The following is a 14860-nucleotide window of genomic DNA, read 5'->3' as shown; positions in this document are numbered from 1 at the left end:
GATCGTCGACTTGTCAAACGGCAGGCGAGGGAGGTACAAGCCGAGGCCGTATTCAACCCAACTATACGGAGGATGCGATGCGATTCATGATTTTGCTGAAAGCGGACAAGGACACCGAAGCCGGCGTGATGCCGGGCGGAGACCTGCTGGCGGCGATGGGCAATTTCAACGACGAACTGATCAAGGCGGGCGTAATGCTGGCAGGCGAGGGCCTGCAGCCGTCATCGCGGGGAGCGCGCGTGCATTTTAGCAAGGACGGCAGCGTGCGCGTACTCGACGGCCCCTTCGTCGAGACCAAGGAACTGCTGGCCGGTTTCTGGATCTGGCGCGTGAACTCGAAGCAGGAAGCGATCGACTGGGTCAAGCGGGTGCCGATGCCGATGCTGAGCGGCGAAGCCGAGATCGAGATTCGCCAGATCTTCGAGATGGAAGACTTCGGCGACACCATGACGCCGGAACTGCGCGAACAGGAAGAGCGCCAGCGGGCGGCGCTGGCGGGCTAGCCGCCGGCTCGCCGGCAGGCTGGCCGGCGAGCCAGCTGTTGAATCAGCGGCGGCGGCGCAGGCCCAGGGCGCCGAGGCCGGCCAGCATCAGCAGGCCGGTAGCCGGTTCCGGAATGGCGGCAGTGTCGACCAGCGTGACCTGCAGGTGGCCGCTCACGTAGTCGTACATGAACTGGTCGTAGTGGAACAGGCGCAGTCCGATAAATGCGTCGGCAAAGCTGTCGAAGCCGTGTGGCACCCGGAAATCATTGAATGCGCTGCTGTCCACCGGCGCCAGGCGCAGGACGACCGACAGTGTGTGCTGGCTGTCCAGCCTGGCGCTGCCATTGGCGATCAACTCGTCATAGGCGGTCCCGCCGAAGGGGGCATTGTCGTCCGTGACCTGGATGTGCGAGGGGGTCCAGGCCGGTACGGCCGCATTGAATGCGCCGGACGCTTTCAGCTGGAAGTCCAACCCTGGATAGAGTGCCCAGTTGAACGGCGCTTCTGCATACGAGGTCGCGACAGCTGCGGTGTCGAAGCTGAATGTTCCCGAAAAGCGATCGCCTTCCTTGACGAGATCCTGGAACAGCGGCTCCAGTGCAGGTTTGCCGGACATATTGGTGCGTGTCGGCGCGCCAAATACCCCGCTGAACGAATACGTGACGACCGAGGCCTGGGCCATGGCCGAGCAGACGGCGAGTACCAGTGCGAGGATGATTTTCGTGGGCATAGTGTGTAGAAAAAGATAACACTATATTGATGAACTTATCGTCCCGTCAACGCCTGGCGAAATTTTATGCATCGATGGATGCGGCCCTTGTTATCCTGTGCCGGCGCGACAGCATCCGACCATCCGCATCGCCGGCATGCCTGCCCTGGTACCCCTCGTGCAATGCCGGACGCCTCAGCCGCGCCGCGCCGCTTCGATCGTCGCCACGTCGATCTTCGTCATCTGCATCATCGCGTCGAAGGCGCGCTTGGCCGCGGCCTGGTCGGGGTCGGTATACGCCTCGATCAGCACGCGCGGCGTGATCTGCCACGACAGGCCCCACTTGTCCTTGCACCAGCCGCATGCGCTTTCCTGGCCGCCATTGCCGACGATCGCATTCCACAGGCGGTCGGTTTCTTCCTGGTCGTCGGTCGCGACCTGGAACGAGAACGACTCGTTGTGGGTCATGCCGGGGCCACCGTTGAGGCCCAGGCAGGGAATGCCCATCACCGTGAATTCCACCGTCAACACGTCGCCCTGCTTGCCGGCAGGATAGTCGCCGGGTGCGCGATGGACGGCCGTGACTGTGCTGTCAGGAAAGGTCGCTGCGTAGAACTGCGCAGCGTCGAGGGCAGTGCCGTTGTACCAGAGGCAAATCGTGTTCTTGCTGACCATGTGGTTTCTCCGATGGCTGGTGAGTGCCCAGCTTAAACCAGGACGGGCGGCTGGTCTTCGATCGAATGGCAGAGCCTTGTGACAGGCCGCGGACGGTCAGGCATCGCCCGGCGCCGCCGGCGCTTCGAACGCCGCGGCCGGCAGGCCCGCGCACCAGCGCTCCCACATCAGGCGCAGCGCATTGTCGAGGCTGGCGGCGATCCGGTCGACGCCATCCGCTGTCCATAAAGGGTAACTGCCGCGCAGCGCGGAGCGCACCTGCGCCAGTGCCGCGAGGTCCCTGCTTGCCGCCACGCCCTTGCTGACAAAATCCTCGGCATCGCTGGCTATGAATTCCATCAAGCCGTAATGCGCAAGCAAGCATCGTGATTGCCGTCCCGCCATCGTGGCGCCTTCCAGCGTCAGCGTCGGCACGCCCATGTAGAGCGCGTGCAGTGTCGTGGTGCCGCCCGAGTAAGGAAAGGTGTCGAGGCATATGTCGACCTGGTTGTGCAAAGCCAGGTATTCGCGCATGCCGGCGCGCGGATGGAAGCGCAAGCGCCCAGGATCGATGCCTTCCTCCTGCAGCCAGGCCTGGAGCTGCTCGTCGCCGCCCCCCGCGACCGGCATACCGGCCACGACCAGCCGCGCATCCGGCAGGCTGCGCAACAGCTTTCCCCACACCGAGGCCACGTTGCGGCTGATCTTGCTGATCCGGTTGAAGCTGCCGAAGGTGAGGTAGCCGTTCGCCAGCGCGGGTGGTGCTGCCAGGTCCGGCGCCGTGGCAGCCGGCTCGAACGCCCAGGCCACCGGCAGGTGCACCAGCTTCTCCGTGAACAGGTGGTCGAACTGCCCGGGCGGGAGGACATGGCGGTCGGCCAGGTAATAATCCATCGCCGCCAGGCCGGTGGTGCCTGGATAGCCGATCCAGGACGCCTGCACGGGCGCCGGCTTGCGCGCGAACACGGGCAGGCGGTTGTGGCCGGTATGGCCGGAGAGGTCGATCAGGATGTCGATACCGTCGGCGCGGACCAGTGCGTCGAGCGCGTCGTCGTCGAGCGCGGCGACGTCGCGCCACTGCGCCATGGTGCCGCGCAGGCGTGCGGTCACGTCGTCGTGGAGCGGGTAATTGTAATACGCATGCAAGGCCAGGCCAGGCTGCATGGCAAGGCGCTTGAATACCGGTTCGACGAAGTTGGCAATCGCATGGTTGCGCAGGTCGCCCGATACGAACCCGACGCGCAGGCGCCGCCGCGGCTCGGGGGTATTGTCCCATGCACGCCGCGTTTCCAGGCGCGCTTCGAGCCGCTGCCCAAAGCGGCGGTGCTCGTCGAACAGGGTGTCCGGCGTCACGCTCTCCATGTGCGTCATGCAAAACAACATGTTGCCATGCGCATCTGTGTCGTTCGGACTGCGCGCCAGCACGCGGCGGTAGGCTGCGACTGCCTCACAGGACCGGCCCAGGTTGCCGAGCACGACCGCGAGGGTGTTCCAGGCGTCGACGTTATCGGGGTCGAGTGCCAGGGCGGTATTGGCGCTGGCGTGCGCTTCGGCCAGGCGTCCCATCTCCTGCAGCGTGGCGGCCAGGTTGTTGTGCGCATGGCTGCTGCGCGGGCGCAGTGCGATGGACTGCTCGAGGACGGTCTTTGCCTCCGCCAGCACGCCGGCCTGCTTCAGTGCCAGGCCCAGGTTGCTGAGTGTCTCCGCGTCGTCAGGCGCGTATCTGACTGACTTTTGCATCGCTTCGATGGCCGGCGCGAGCAGGCGGTTCTTGTAGAGGACGGCGCCAAGCAGCTTCCATCCGAACGCATGCTGCGGGAAGCGTTCGACCAGCGCCCGCGCCGCGTTGCCGGCCGCCTCGTCCTGCCCTTGCGCAAACAGGGCGGCGGCGGCGTCGATCTCCTGCGTATCCGGGGCGCCGGTTGTTGCCAGCTGCTGCTCGAACGCATCCGCCGCCGGGCCCTGCAGGCCGTGGCGCCGGCCAAGCCCGATCAGCTCGCGCGCGGTGGCAAACTGGCGCGCCTGCATCAGCGCATCGATATAGGTCAGCCAGTAGCGCTCTTCGCCCGGATCTCCCTGCAGTGCACTGGCGAAATGCGGGAGCGACCCGAGCAGCCGCCCGGCCTGCAGTTCGATCGATCCCAGGCCGAAGTGTGCGCCTGGGTGGCCAGGCTGGAGCTCGAGGACGGCGCGGTACAGCGCGTCTGCCTGTTGCAGCTGGCCCACCTCGGCTTCGCGCAGCGCGGCCTGCATCGCTTCGTTGGCGAGCGCCTGGATTTCGTCCCCGGGCGCCGGCATGGCTGGTTCCTGCATCGCGGCTGGTGGCGAGCAGCTCAGGAGCGCTCGCGCTCGACCCGGTTCACGCCCGCCACCCGCCGCAGGTTGCGGATCAGCTGCGCCAGGTGCACCCGGTCCTTCACCTGGATGGTGAAGCGCAGCTGGGTCATCAGGTGTTCGTCGTCCTCGTCCATGCCCACATAGGTGATGTTGGCGTCGGACTCGCCGATCTCGGCCGCGACGCGCGCCAGGATGCCTTTTTCATTGTTGATCAGCAGGCGGATGCGGCAGTCGAAGCGGCGGTTCAGCTCTTCGCCCCACTGCACGGCGATCCAGCGGTCCGGTTCCTTGGCGCGCACGCGCTTGGCCGGGAGGCAGTCGTAGGTGTGCACCACGAGGCCCTGGTCGCGCCGCAGCTGGCCCAGGATCTGGTCGCCCGGGATCGGCAGGCAGCATGGCGCCAGCTGCACCGACACGCCTTCGCTGCCGTAGATCGTGACCGGGTCGATGTCGCTGCCAGGGACCGCCTGGGACGAAGGCGGGTGGTCGGGGTCGGCTTCGATCAGGCTGGAGATATGGCGCGCCACCAGGGCCGGCATGCGCTTGCCGATGCCGATGTCGGCATACAGCTCGTCCATCGACTTGGCCGAGGATTCGGCCAGCAGTTTTTCGATGGCGCCTGGGGACAGGTCCGGATTGATGTTGCGCGCGGCCAGGGCCCCGGCCAGCAGTTCCTGGCCCAGCTCCACCGACTCGTTCACGTTCACCGTGCGCAGGTAGTGGCGGATCGCCGAACGCGCCTTGCCGGTGCGGACATAACTCAGCCAGGTCGGGCTCGGGCGAGATTCGGGGTCGGTGACGATTTCGACGATGTCGCCGTTGTGCAATTCGTTCCGCAGCGCCGCTGTCTCGTTGTTGATCTTGACCGACACCGTATGGTCGCCGATGCCGGTGTGGATCGAGTACGCGAAGTCGAGCGCGGTGGCGCCGCGCGGCAGCGCGATGATCTTCGATTTCGGCGTGAACACGTAGACCGAATCCGGGAACAGGTCGACTTTCACGTGTTCGAGGAACTCGGCCGAATCGCCGGTCTGTTGCTGGATGTCGAGCAGCGACTGCAGCCAGGCGTGGGTGCGCTGCTGCAGGTCCGACATGTTCGAGTCGCCGGTCTTGTACAGCCAGTGCGCCGCCACGCCGCTTTCGGCGGTGCGGTGCATGTCCTGGGTGCGGATCTGGAATTCGACCGGGGTGCCGTAAGGGCCGATCAGGGTCGTGTGCAGCGACTGGTAGCCGTTGATCTTGCGGATCGCGATGTAGTCCTTGAACTTGCCCGGCATCGGCTTGTACAGCGCGTGCAGGGTGCCGAGGGTCACGTAACAGTTCGGGACCGTATCGACCACGACGCGAAAGCCGTACACGTCGAGCACCTGCGAGAACGACAGGTGCTTGTCGCGCATCTTCTTGTAGATGCCGTACAGCGTCTTTTCGCGGCCGTAGACTTCGGCCGTGATGCTGGCCGTGGCCAGCTGCGCCTTGACCGATTCGAGGATCTTCTTGACCACTTCGCGGCGGTTGCCGCGCGCCGCCTTGATGGCCTTGGCCAGGGTCTGGTAACGCAAGGGATACAGGTGCGAGAACGAGAGGTCTTGCAGCTCGCGGTAGATGTTGTTCAGGCCGAGCCGGTGCGCGATCGGCACGTAGACTTCCATCGTTTCGCGCGCGATGCGGCGCTTCTTGGCCGCGACCATCACGCCGAGCGTGCGCATGTTGTGCAGGCGGTCGGCGAGCTTGATCAGGATGACGCGCACGTCCGAGGCCATCGCCAGCAGCATCTTGCGGAAGTTCTCGGCCTGCGCCTCGACCTGGCTCTGGAACTCGATTTTTTCCAGCTTGGACAGGCCGTCGACGAGGTTGGCAACCTGGGCGCCGAAGCGCTCGACCAGGTCGTCTTTCTTCACATCCTGGTCTTCGATCACGTCGTGCAGCAGCGCGGCCATGATGGCCTGGGCATCGAGTTTCCACTCGGCGCAGATTTCCGCGACGGCAATCGGATGGGAGATATACGGCTCGCCCGACTTGCGCACCTGGCCGAGATGCATCTCGTCCGAGAAGCGGTAGGCTTCCTTGACTTTCTTGAGTTCGGCGGGAGTGAGGTAGTCGGACAGCTTGTTGATCAGCTGCGTGACCGAGGCAACGCCCGGGGCGGGCGCCGGTGCTTCGGCGTCTTGCGGTTTACCCGATCGTCGCGAGCGGGTAGGGGTCGTGCCTGGATGGGTCGAATCCGGGGAAGTCAGTTTCATGCGTTATATCGATCAGCCAGTGTAGGCACAGAATAACAGATTCAACGATTCCCGAATTCAAGCCACCCCGGGGTATTACATCGGCACCTTTTTGAGCATCTCGATGCCCACTTTACCGGCGGCGATTTCGCGCAGCGCGACGACGGTCGGCTTGTCCTTGGCTTCGACTTTCGGGGTGTGGCCCTGCAGCAGCTGGCGTGCGCGATAGGTCGCGGCCAGGGTCAGCTGGAAACGGTTCGGGATGTTTTTGAGGCAATCTTCGATGGTGATACGGGCCATGGTTACTCCTAGATAGACGATATTGCGGCGAACCTTGCGGCGCCGCGCACTTGCGGGATACTAAGCTGGTTGTTGCGCGTGGATTCCAAGCTGGGCAAACAAGTCGGCGTTGCGGGCCGCCTGTTGGGCGAAGCGGCAACGTGTCGCGATGACAATCGCTTGCAGCTGCGAGAGGGCGACATTGAACTCTTCGTTGATGATAGCATATTCGAAGTCCGGAGCGTGAGCGATCTCCCCCCCGGCGGCCAGCAGGCGGCGGGTGATGATGTGGGGCTCGTCGGTGCCGCGCTTGTGCAGGCGCTCTTCCAGCGCTTCGATCGAAGGCGGCAAGATGAAAATGCCGGCCGCGTCGGGGAACTGCTTGCGCACCTGGCGCGCGCCCTGCCAGTCGATCTCCAGCAAGATATCCGTCCCCAGCTTCATTTCCTGTTCCACGCTCAGGCGGCTGGTGCCGTAGTAGTTGCCGTGTACTTCCGCCCATTCCATGAATTCACCGCGGTCCGCGCGCGAGACGAAGTCTTCGGCCGAGGTGAAATGGTATTCGCGGCCATCCTGCTCGCCCGGGCGCGGGGCGCGCGTGGTGGTCGAGATCGACAGCTTGATGCCCGGTTCCAGCTTCAGCAGGGCGTTGACCAGGGTCGATTTGCCGGCGCCGGACGGGGCGGCGACGACGAACAGGCTGCCGGAGAGGGCGGGAGTGATCATTTTGTTTATCCTTAGTACGTGTTCGCGGTGAGATGAGGCCGCGTGGTGGTCATTATAAGTTTGAACGCGCGGGCAAGAGACTTGCCCACCCTACGTAAAGCGTATCGCCTGTCGTAGGGTGGGCGGGTCCCCCGCCCGCGCGTTCAAAGCCGGCCGCGCAGCGTTGCGCCCCGACAACAAATTATTCCAGGTTCTGCACCTGCTCGCGCATCTGCTCGATCAGCAGTTTCAGCTCCATCGACGCATCGGCCAGTTCCTTCACCGAGGCCTTGGCGCCCAGCGTATTCGCCTCGCGGTTCAGTTCCTGCATCATGAAGTCCAGGCGCTTGCCGACCTGGCCGCCCTTCTTCAGGATGTGGCGGGTTTCGTTCAGGTGGGCCGACAGGCGCGACAGCTCTTCGGACACGTCGATGCGGATGCCGTACAGTGTCACTTCCTGGCGGATGCGCTCGAGTACTTCCTGGCGCGTGAGCGTGGATGGGTTGCCGTGGCCGGCCAGGCCGAGCGCGTCCTGCATGCGTTCGATGGCCTTCTGCTGGAACTGCGAGATCACCTGCGGGATCAGCGGCGTGATGCGCTTGACGATCACTTCCATCGTTTCGATGCGCGACTGCAGCATGGCTTCGAGCGCCGCGCCTTCGCGGCGGCGGCTGTCCACGAAAGCGGCGACGGTGGTGGCGGTGAGGGCAGCGACGTCGAGCTGGAGCGACTCCTGGCCCACGGTCGATTCTTCGATCACGCCGGGCCAGCGCAGCAGTTCGGCGATGCTCATTGGCGCGGCCGCGGCGAAGTGCCTGGCGATTTCGCCTTGCAGGCGGGCGAGGTCGGCCAGCAGTTCCTGGTTCAGCGCCTGAGAGCCGCCCGTGGTCTTGCGGCCGAACGACAGGCGCACTTCGACTTTGCCGCGGGTGATCGCGGCCATGATCGCGGAGCGCAGGTCGGGTTCGAGCGCGCGCAAGTCGTCGTTGATGCGGAACTGGAGGTCCAGGAAGCGTGAATTGACGCTCTTGATCTCGATTGTGAGGGTGCCGGCAGCGCCTTCGCTGGTGGCTACCGCATAACCTGTCATGCTAGAAATGCTCAAAGAAGTCCCCGGTTTTATTCTATAGGGCAGCTGCCCTTTACAAAGCGAACATTTATCCCACACAATCGTCCTGTTAAGCAAGGATCTCCTGGATGGCCGCACAGAACAACGCACCCTTGCCTGATGGCCTGGAAATTGCTGGATATCGCATTGTAAAGAAAATTGCGTCCGGCGGGTTCAGTATTGTTTATTTGGCATATGACGCCGAAGGCAATGCCGTCGCCATCAAGGAATACCTGCCCAGCCAGCTCGCATTGCGCGCTCCGGGTGAGCTCGCGCCCAGCGTTTCCAAGCCCAACCTGGCGGTCTTCCGCATCGGCCTGAAGTGCTTTTTCGAAGAGGGACGGGCGCTGGCGCGCATCGTCCACCCGAACGTGGTGCGGGTGGTCAATTTCTTCCGCGCCAACGAGACGGTCTATATGGTGATGGCCTACGAATCCGGCCACACGCTGCAGGACCACATCGCGCGCCTGCATGCCAGGGGCAGCCGCATGGGCGAAGACTCGATCCGCCAGCTGTTCAACGGGGTCTGCGCCGGCGTGCGCGAAGTCCATGCCAACAAGCTGCTGCACCTCGACCTGAAGCCGGCCAATATCTACCTGCGCGGCGACGGTTCGCCGCTGCTGCTCGACTTCGGCGCGGCGCGCCAGACCATCAATATCGACGTGCCCATGCTGGCGCCGATGTACACGCCGGGCTTCGCCGCGCCCGAGCTGTACAGCAAGGCCGCCCAGCTGGGGCCCTGGACCGACATCTACAGCATCGGCGCCGCCATGTACGCCTGCATGACGCGCTCGATGCCGCAGCCGGTCGAGGCGCGCAAGCAGGGCGACAAGACCCCTGCGCAGCTGGCGAAACTGGCAGGCAGCTATTCGCCGGAGCTGGTGGACATGGTAGGGTCGTGCATGGCGCTCGATCCGCTCGCGCGCTTGCCAAGCGTGTTCGCGATGCAGAAGGTGCTGCAGGCGGCGCCGTCGGTGGCGGCACAAGTGGAAGACGAGGAGCCGGCAGCGCCCGCGGCGGGCTGGCGCGGGCTGGTCGGACGGCTTGGCGGCATCGGCCGCAAGGCCCGTACTCAGGATTGAAGGAGGCAGCATGCAGTTTTCCGTCTACCAGCAGACCCACATCGGCGGGCGCAAGGTCAACCAGGACCGCATGGGCTACAGCTTCACGCGCGACGCGCTGCTGCTGGTGCTGGCCGATGGCATGGGCGGCCACCTGCGCGGCGAGATCGCCGCCACTATCGCGCTGCAGACGCTGTCGATGATGTTCCGCATGCAGGCCCGCCCGTACATCAAGAAGGCCGAGCGCTTCCTGGAAGAGGCGCTTCAGCAGGCGCACTGGGACATCCTGGCTTATGCCGAGGCCAACAAGCTGCCAGAAACGCCGCGCACCACCATCGTGGCCTGCCTGGTGCAGCACAACTGCGCCGTCTGGGCCCACTGCGGCGATTCTCGCCTGTACTGGGTGCGGCGCAACCAGGTGCTGGCACGCACGCGCGACCATTCGCACCTCGAATACCTGATCGAGAAGGGCAGGGCCAGCGAGGCCGACCGCAACACCCACCCCGACCGCAACAAGCTGTACAACTGCCTGGGCGCCGGCCAGGAACCGAAAATCGACATCTCGCGCCAGGCCAGCCTGGAACCGGGCGACACCCTGCTGCTTTGTTCGGATGGCCTGTGGGGAGTGCTGCCGGAAACCGAGATCGTGCACCGGCTGTCCACCTCCACCATCGTGCAGGCAGTGCCCGACCTGGTGGCGATGTCGGCCGCCATCGGCGGCGCGCGCGGCGACAACACGACGGCGCTGGCGATTACCTGGCAGGGCGCGGAGGCCGCTGCCGGCACCGCGCCCGACATGATCTCGACCCAGATGCTGGCCGAAGATGCCGTCAGCTCGACGATCACGGCCGGCCAGCCCCTGGCCGCCGCTCCCGACATCTTTGCAGACGCCTTCGACGAAAACGAAATCGAAAAAGCGATTGCCGAGATCCGCGAGGCGATCGAAAAGTCTTCCCAGTTACTTAAATAAAAAAGGCCTTCCATGAGCTTCGAACAACGCCCGAGCGGCCGCAGCGTCGACCAGCTGCGCAGCATCCGCATCACCCGCCAGTACACGAAACACGCCGAAGGCTCGGTGCTGATCGAATGCGGCGACACCAAGGTGATCTGCACCGCCAGCATCGAAGAAAAGGTGCCGGGCTTCCTGAAAGGGAAGGGCCAGGGCTGGATGACCGCCGAATACGGCATGCTGCCGCGTTCGACCCACACCCGCATGGACCGCGAGGCCGCACGCGGCAAGCAGTCGGGCCGCACGCAGGAGATCCAGCGCCTGATCGGCCGCTCGCTACGCGCCGCCTTCGACCTGGAAGCCTTCGGCGAGCGCACCCTGCACCTGGACTGCGATGTGATCCAGGCCGACGGCGGCACCCGCACCGCCTCGATCACCGGCGCCATGGTCGCGGCCTACGACGCCTTCAATGCCCTGGTGGGGCAGGGCCTCTTGAGTACGGTGCCGGTCAGGCACTTCGTGGCGGCGATCTCGGTCGGCGTCTACAAGGGCATGCCGGTGCTCGACCTGGACTACATCGAGGATTCGGACTGCGATACCGACATGAACGTGGTGATGAACGAGCAGGGGCACTTTATTGAAGTGCAGGGGACGGCGGAAGGGGCGGCGTTCGATCGGGCGGGGATGAACCGGCTGCTCGACCTGGGGCAACTGGGAATCACGGAGTTGATCAGGTTGCAGAAGCAGTCATTGGGCCTTGTTGGCTGATCTGGTCGTGCGACTCCGGATAGAAAATTAGGTACCGGCCTTCGCCGGTACGACGTTGTTTGAGTATGGCGATCACTTAAGTTCACCGTTACCTGAAAGACCGTCATCGGCGGAGGCCGGGATCCAATTCCGCACCGCAGCTACCAAAGCATCCTTTAGCCCAACGCGCTAAAATACCCACCCTCCGCAGCAACCACCCTCGACACCCCATGACCCAACGCCTGATCCTCGCCTCCAACAACGCCGGCAAACTCAAGGAATTCGCGCAACTGCTCGAACCCATCGGCTTCGAACTGCACCCGCAAGGCGAATTCGACGTCCCGGAAGCGGAAGAGCCGTTCGGCACCTTCGTGGAAAATGCGCTGGCGAAAGCGCGCCACGCGGCGCGCCTGACCGGCCTGCCGGCCCTGGCGGACGACTCGGGCGTCTGCGTCAACGCATTGGGCGGCGCTCCCGGCGTGTATTCGGCACGCTTTGCCGGCGAACCGAAATCCGACGCCCGCAACAACGCCAAGCTGGTCGCCGACCTGGCGCAGCAAGGCGACAAGTCCGCGTATTACTACTGCGTGCTGGTCTACGTGCGCCACGCCGATGACCCGCAGCCGGTCATCGCCGACGGGCGATGGAACGGCGAGATCATCGCTACGGCCCGCGGCGCCAATGGCTTCGGCTACGACCCGCACTTCCTGATCCCGCTGCTCGGCAAGACCACCGCCGAACTCGAACCGGATGTAAAGAACGCCCACTCGCACCGCGGCCAGGCCCTGCGCGCGCTGGTAGAGAAGCTGCGATGATCCCGATTAAAGTCGCCGGCCCCACGCCGTCGGAGCCGCGTTCACCGGCCACGACTGCGCTGCAGTACTTGAAACCGGGCGCGCTGAACCTGACGGCCTTGCCGCCGCTGTCGCTCTACATCCACTTCCCGTGGTGCGTGCGCAAATGCCCTTATTGCGATTTCAATTCGCACGAGGCCAAGGGCGAGCTGCCCGAAAAAGAATACCTCGACGCCGTGCGCCTCGACCTGGAGCAGTCGCTGCCGATGATCTGGGGCCGCAAGATCCACACCGTCTTCATCGGCGGCGGCACCCCAAGCCTGATGTCGGCAGCGGGGCTGGACCGGCTACTGTCGGACGTGCGCACCCTGCTGCCGCTGGAGATCGGGGCCGAGATCACGATGGAAGCCAACCCCGGCACCTTCGAGGCCGAGCGTTTTAAATCCTACCGCGACAGCGGCATCAACCGCCTGTCGATCGGCATCCAGAGCTTCAACGGCGCCCACCTGAAGGCGCTGGGGCGCATCCACGACGAAACCGAAGCCCTGCGCGCGGTGGAGATCGCACGTTCGACGTTTGACAACTTCAATCTCGACCTGATGTTCGCACTGCCCGGGCAGACGCTCGAGCAGGCGCAGCGCGACCTGCAAACGGCAATGTCGTTCGCGCCGCCGCACCTGTCGATGTACCACCTGACGATGGAGCCGAACACGGTCTTCGCGAAGTATCCGCCGGCCCTGCCGGACGACGACCTGAGCGCCGACATGCAGGACATGATCCTGGCAGCCACAAGCGCCAGCGGCTACCAGCACTACGAAGTCTCGGCCTATGCCAAGGCCGGCAAGCAGGCGAAGCACAACCTGAACTACTGGGGCTTCGGCGACTATCTCGGCATCGGCGCCGGCGCGCATTCGAAGATCTCGTTCCCGCACCGCGTGCTGCGCCAGGCGCGCTACAAGCAGCCGAACTCCTTCATGGAGGCGGCCAGGCGCGGCAACCCGGTGCAGGAAGAGCACGAGATCGCCCGCGCCGACATGGGCTTCGAGTTCATGCTCAACACCCTGCGCCTGGTCGACGGCTTCGACCCGAACCTGTTCGGCGAGCGTACCGGCATGAACATCAGCGCCATCGGCAAGCAGCTGAACGAGGCCGAAGCCAAGGGCCTGCTGTACCGCGACCACAAGCTGATCCGGCCGACTGAGCTGGGGCAGCGCTTCCTGAATGATTTGCAGGAGATGTTCCTGGCCGGTTGACGCTCTAGAAGTCAGACAGGGCGTAATACCGGGTCACTGAGAACCCCGCTAACTCGTAGGGTGGGCAAGTTTCCTGCCCACGCGTTCAAATTACGGTGCTGCAGCCTGTGCGTCGGTTCATATTGCAACTATCACCGCGTGGGTGTTCGTAATTCCGGGCATTGCCCGAAATTACCCCGCCCACCCTACGGTCCTCACTAGTCGACCGGCATTGGGCATGGCGTGGGTTCAGATCGACTTCGCCCCCGCCAGCGATTCGATGGTGCGCGCCAGTCCCTTCACCACGCGCGCCATGCTGGCGTAATCGAGCTTGTCCGGCGTGTCCTGGGCAGTATGGTAGTAGGGATAGCGCAGGAAGGCAGTGTCGGTGATCATCAGCGCCGGATAGCCTTGCCCGTTGTACGAGGCGTGGTCGGACAGCGTCACCCCCATCACGTGGGCCGGGGCCGCCAGCCCCTCGGCGGGGAAATCGGACTGCGCCTTGAAGGCCGCCAGCGCCTGGCGCACCAGGGCAGACGATTCCAGCGTGCCGACGAAGGCGATGAAGTTGCCGGTGCTAGGGTAGTGTTTCTCGAGTCCCGGCTGCAGGCCCTGGCTGTTCTCCGCTTCCGAATACCAGCCGATCGTTTCCAGTATCAGCGCGCCTTCCACCTTCTGTCCGGCCAGTTTCAGTTCGCGCGCATGCTGCATGCTGCCCATTTCTTCGCCCATGAACCATCGCGGCTCTTCGTTCACGAAAAAGACGAATTTCACCTCGGTGCCGCGGCTCGGCTGCATGGCCTTGAGCAGCCGTGCCAGTTCCAGCACGGCCGCGGTGCCGCTGCCATTGTCGTTGGCGCCGGGGGCGCCGCGTGCGGAATCGTAATGCGCGCCGACGATGAAGATGCGTTCGGGCCTGGCGCCCGGCGCCGTGTTCGACACCGAGACTTCGATATTGCGCACCTTCCGGCCGCCGGCAGCGTATACCTGCCGGCGCGGATGGTAGCCATAGCCCTGCAGGGTGGTTTCGATGTGGCGCGCCGCCTGCTCGAGCTGGCGCGGGTGGGCGGTATTGTGCTCTTCGGCAGCGATCGCCTGCACGTGGCTGAGCAGGCGCGCGGACAGGTCGGGAACCGGCGGGGCGGAATCGGTCTCCAGCGTCAGGGTGGCCAGCGCGACCGCAAGCAGGATCGCAATGACGATCTTCCAGTGTGAGCGGGCGAATTTGCGCATGGCAGTGACGCAGCCTTCAGGCTTCGATGCATCCAGTGTAGCCAGATTGGCAAAGCCCCGCCGCGTCAATTCCGCGCTTCAATTCAGCGCGCCCGATGGAAGGGTTAGGGCGCGCTGTACGGCAGCAGTTGGAAGTCGTCGCTGTGGTCGAGTGCGCGCAGCGGTTCGGCCAGGTTCGCGGGCGGCACCGTCAGCTTGCGCTGGCGAAGGTCGAACCAGCCCCGCGGTCGATGTCACGACATCATGCGCACGTCGGCGGATTTGTCGAGATAGGCGGTGTTGCGCATGTGGGCGTTGAAGTCCATGTTGCCCCATCCGGCGATAAGGGTTTGCTCGCCCAATTTTGCA

The 14860-nt window shown here is 64.5% G+C and carries 15 protein-coding genes; 6 read left to right on the top strand and 9 right to left on the bottom strand.

Going from position 1 to position 14860, the window contains the following annotated elements:
• Positions 1-77: 77 nt before the first annotated feature.
• Positions 78-503, top strand: a complete 426-nt coding sequence (locus HGB41_RS06155; protein ID WP_171082285.1) for a YciI family protein — start codon at positions 78-80, stop codon at positions 501-503.
• A 43-nt stretch (positions 504-546) separates the two neighbouring features.
• Here HGB41_RS06155 and HGB41_RS23140 read toward each other — a convergent pair whose 3' ends face one another.
• The 7 genes from HGB41_RS23140 to HGB41_RS06120 form a co-directional block, all read right to left on the bottom strand.
• Positions 547-1215 (bottom strand): PEP-CTERM sorting domain-containing protein, encoded by a 669-nt coding sequence (locus tag HGB41_RS23140; RefSeq protein ID WP_212760860.1) that lies wholly within the window; start codon positions 1213-1215, stop codon positions 547-549.
• Positions 1216-1389: 174 nt separating this feature from the next.
• Positions 1390-1869, bottom strand: a complete 480-nt coding sequence (locus HGB41_RS06145) for a VOC family protein (RefSeq protein WP_171082284.1) — start codon at positions 1867-1869, stop codon at positions 1390-1392.
• A 96-nt stretch (positions 1870-1965) separates the two neighbouring features.
• A complete protein-coding gene (locus HGB41_RS06140; RefSeq protein WP_171082282.1) occupies positions 1966-4146 on the bottom strand; it encodes an O-linked N-acetylglucosamine transferase, SPINDLY family protein in 2181 nt (726 codons plus the stop codon).
• A 35-nt stretch (positions 4147-4181) separates the two neighbouring features.
• A complete protein-coding gene (locus HGB41_RS06135; protein ID WP_171082280.1) occupies positions 4182-6425 on the bottom strand; it encodes a RelA/SpoT family protein in 2244 nt (747 codons plus the stop codon).
• Positions 6426-6500: 75 nt separating this feature from the next.
• Positions 6501-6704 (bottom strand): DNA-directed RNA polymerase subunit omega, encoded by a 204-nt coding sequence (gene rpoZ, locus HGB41_RS06130; protein ID WP_019922806.1) that lies wholly within the window; start codon positions 6702-6704, stop codon positions 6501-6503.
• Between the two features lie 60 nt (positions 6705-6764).
• The gene (gene gmk / locus HGB41_RS06125) at positions 6765-7409 is read right to left on the bottom strand and encodes a guanylate kinase (RefSeq protein WP_171082278.1); all 645 of its coding nucleotides are present in this window, start codon (positions 7407-7409) and stop codon (positions 6765-6767) included.
• 181 nt (positions 7410-7590) lie between these two features.
• Complete coding sequence (locus tag HGB41_RS06120; RefSeq protein ID WP_171082276.1) at positions 7591-8478, bottom strand: YicC/YloC family endoribonuclease; 888 nt, start codon at positions 8476-8478, stop codon at positions 7591-7593.
• 107 nt (positions 8479-8585) lie between these two features.
• Between HGB41_RS06120 and HGB41_RS06115 the strand changes: the two genes are divergently transcribed.
• The 5 genes from HGB41_RS06115 to hemW all read left to right on the top strand — a co-directional run bounded on the left by HGB41_RS06115 (position 8586) and on the right by hemW (position 13300).
• The gene (locus tag HGB41_RS06115) at positions 8586-9578 is read left to right on the top strand and encodes a serine/threonine protein kinase (RefSeq protein ID WP_171082273.1); all 993 of its coding nucleotides are present in this window, start codon (positions 8586-8588) and stop codon (positions 9576-9578) included.
• Positions 9579-9588: 10 nt separating this feature from the next.
• Positions 9589-10527 carry a PP2C family protein-serine/threonine phosphatase gene (locus tag HGB41_RS06110; RefSeq protein WP_171082271.1) on the top strand — a complete coding sequence of 313 codons (939 nt, stop codon included), beginning with the start codon at positions 9589-9591 and terminating at the stop codon, positions 10525-10527.
• Between the two features lie 12 nt (positions 10528-10539).
• Complete coding sequence (rph, locus tag HGB41_RS06105) at positions 10540-11274, top strand: ribonuclease PH (protein ID WP_171082269.1); 735 nt, start codon at positions 10540-10542, stop codon at positions 11272-11274.
• Positions 11275-11483: 209 nt separating this feature from the next.
• The gene (gene rdgB, locus HGB41_RS06100) at positions 11484-12068 is read left to right on the top strand and encodes an RdgB/HAM1 family non-canonical purine NTP pyrophosphatase (protein ID WP_171082268.1); all 585 of its coding nucleotides are present in this window, start codon (positions 11484-11486) and stop codon (positions 12066-12068) included.
• Positions 12065-13300, top strand: a complete 1236-nt coding sequence (hemW, locus tag HGB41_RS06095) for a radical SAM family heme chaperone HemW (protein WP_171082266.1) — start codon at positions 12065-12067, stop codon at positions 13298-13300. The genes rdgB and hemW overlap by 4 nt, the downstream gene beginning before the upstream one ends.
• Positions 13301-13528: 228 nt before the next feature.
• On the opposite strand, the gene HGB41_RS06090 is transcribed toward hemW, so the two are convergent.
• Together HGB41_RS06090 and HGB41_RS23395 are read right to left on the bottom strand one after the other, a co-directional pair.
• The gene (locus HGB41_RS06090; protein WP_171082264.1) at positions 13529-14512 is read right to left on the bottom strand and encodes a M28 family peptidase; all 984 of its coding nucleotides are present in this window, start codon (positions 14510-14512) and stop codon (positions 13529-13531) included.
• Between the two features lie 233 nt (positions 14513-14745).
• Positions 14746-14853, bottom strand: coding sequence for a thioesterase family protein (locus HGB41_RS23395; protein WP_229422843.1), 108 nt, complete (start codon positions 14851-14853; stop codon positions 14746-14748).
• Between the last annotated feature and the right edge of the window lie 7 nt (positions 14854-14860).

Source organism: Telluria aromaticivorans, from assembly GCF_013003915.1.
Taxonomy (GTDB): Bacteria; Pseudomonadota; Gammaproteobacteria; order Burkholderiales; family Burkholderiaceae_D; genus Telluria; species Telluria aromaticivorans.
Note: the sequence above shows the minus strand (reverse complement) of the source record. Positions and strands in the feature narration are given on the sequence as shown.

Coding starts and splice junctions, on each gene's coding strand:
- HGB41_RS06155 (WP_171082285.1), top strand. CDS start 78: ATGCGATTCATGATTTTGCTGAAAGCGGACAAGGACACCGAAGCCGGC.
- HGB41_RS23140 (WP_212760860.1), bottom strand. CDS start 1,215: ATGCCCACGAAAATCATCCTCGCACTGGTACTCGCCGTCTGCTCGGCC.
- HGB41_RS06145 (WP_171082284.1), bottom strand. CDS start 1,869: ATGGTCAGCAAGAACACGATTTGCCTCTGGTACAACGGCACTGCCCTC.
- HGB41_RS06140 (WP_171082282.1), bottom strand. CDS start 4,146: ATGCCGGCGCCCGGGGACGAAATCCAGGCGCTCGCCAACGAAGCGATG.
- HGB41_RS06135 (WP_171082280.1), bottom strand. CDS start 6,425: ATGAAACTGACTTCCCCGGATTCGACCCATCCAGGCACGACCCCTACC.
- rpoZ (WP_019922806.1), bottom strand. CDS start 6,704: ATGGCCCGTATCACCATCGAAGATTGCCTCAAAAACATCCCGAACCGT.
- gmk (WP_171082278.1), bottom strand. CDS start 7,409: ATGATCACTCCCGCCCTCTCCGGCAGCCTGTTCGTCGTCGCCGCCCCG.
- HGB41_RS06120 (WP_171082276.1), bottom strand. CDS start 8,478: ATGACAGGTTATGCGGTAGCCACCAGCGAAGGCGCTGCCGGCACCCTC.
- HGB41_RS06115 (WP_171082273.1), top strand. CDS start 8,586: ATGGCCGCACAGAACAACGCACCCTTGCCTGATGGCCTGGAAATTGCT.
- HGB41_RS06110 (WP_171082271.1), top strand. CDS start 9,589: ATGCAGTTTTCCGTCTACCAGCAGACCCACATCGGCGGGCGCAAGGTC.
- rph (WP_171082269.1), top strand. CDS start 10,540: ATGAGCTTCGAACAACGCCCGAGCGGCCGCAGCGTCGACCAGCTGCGC.
- rdgB (WP_171082268.1), top strand. CDS start 11,484: ATGACCCAACGCCTGATCCTCGCCTCCAACAACGCCGGCAAACTCAAG.
- hemW (WP_171082266.1), top strand. CDS start 12,065: ATGATCCCGATTAAAGTCGCCGGCCCCACGCCGTCGGAGCCGCGTTCA.
- HGB41_RS06090 (WP_171082264.1), bottom strand. CDS start 14,512: ATGCGCAAATTCGCCCGCTCACACTGGAAGATCGTCATTGCGATCCTG.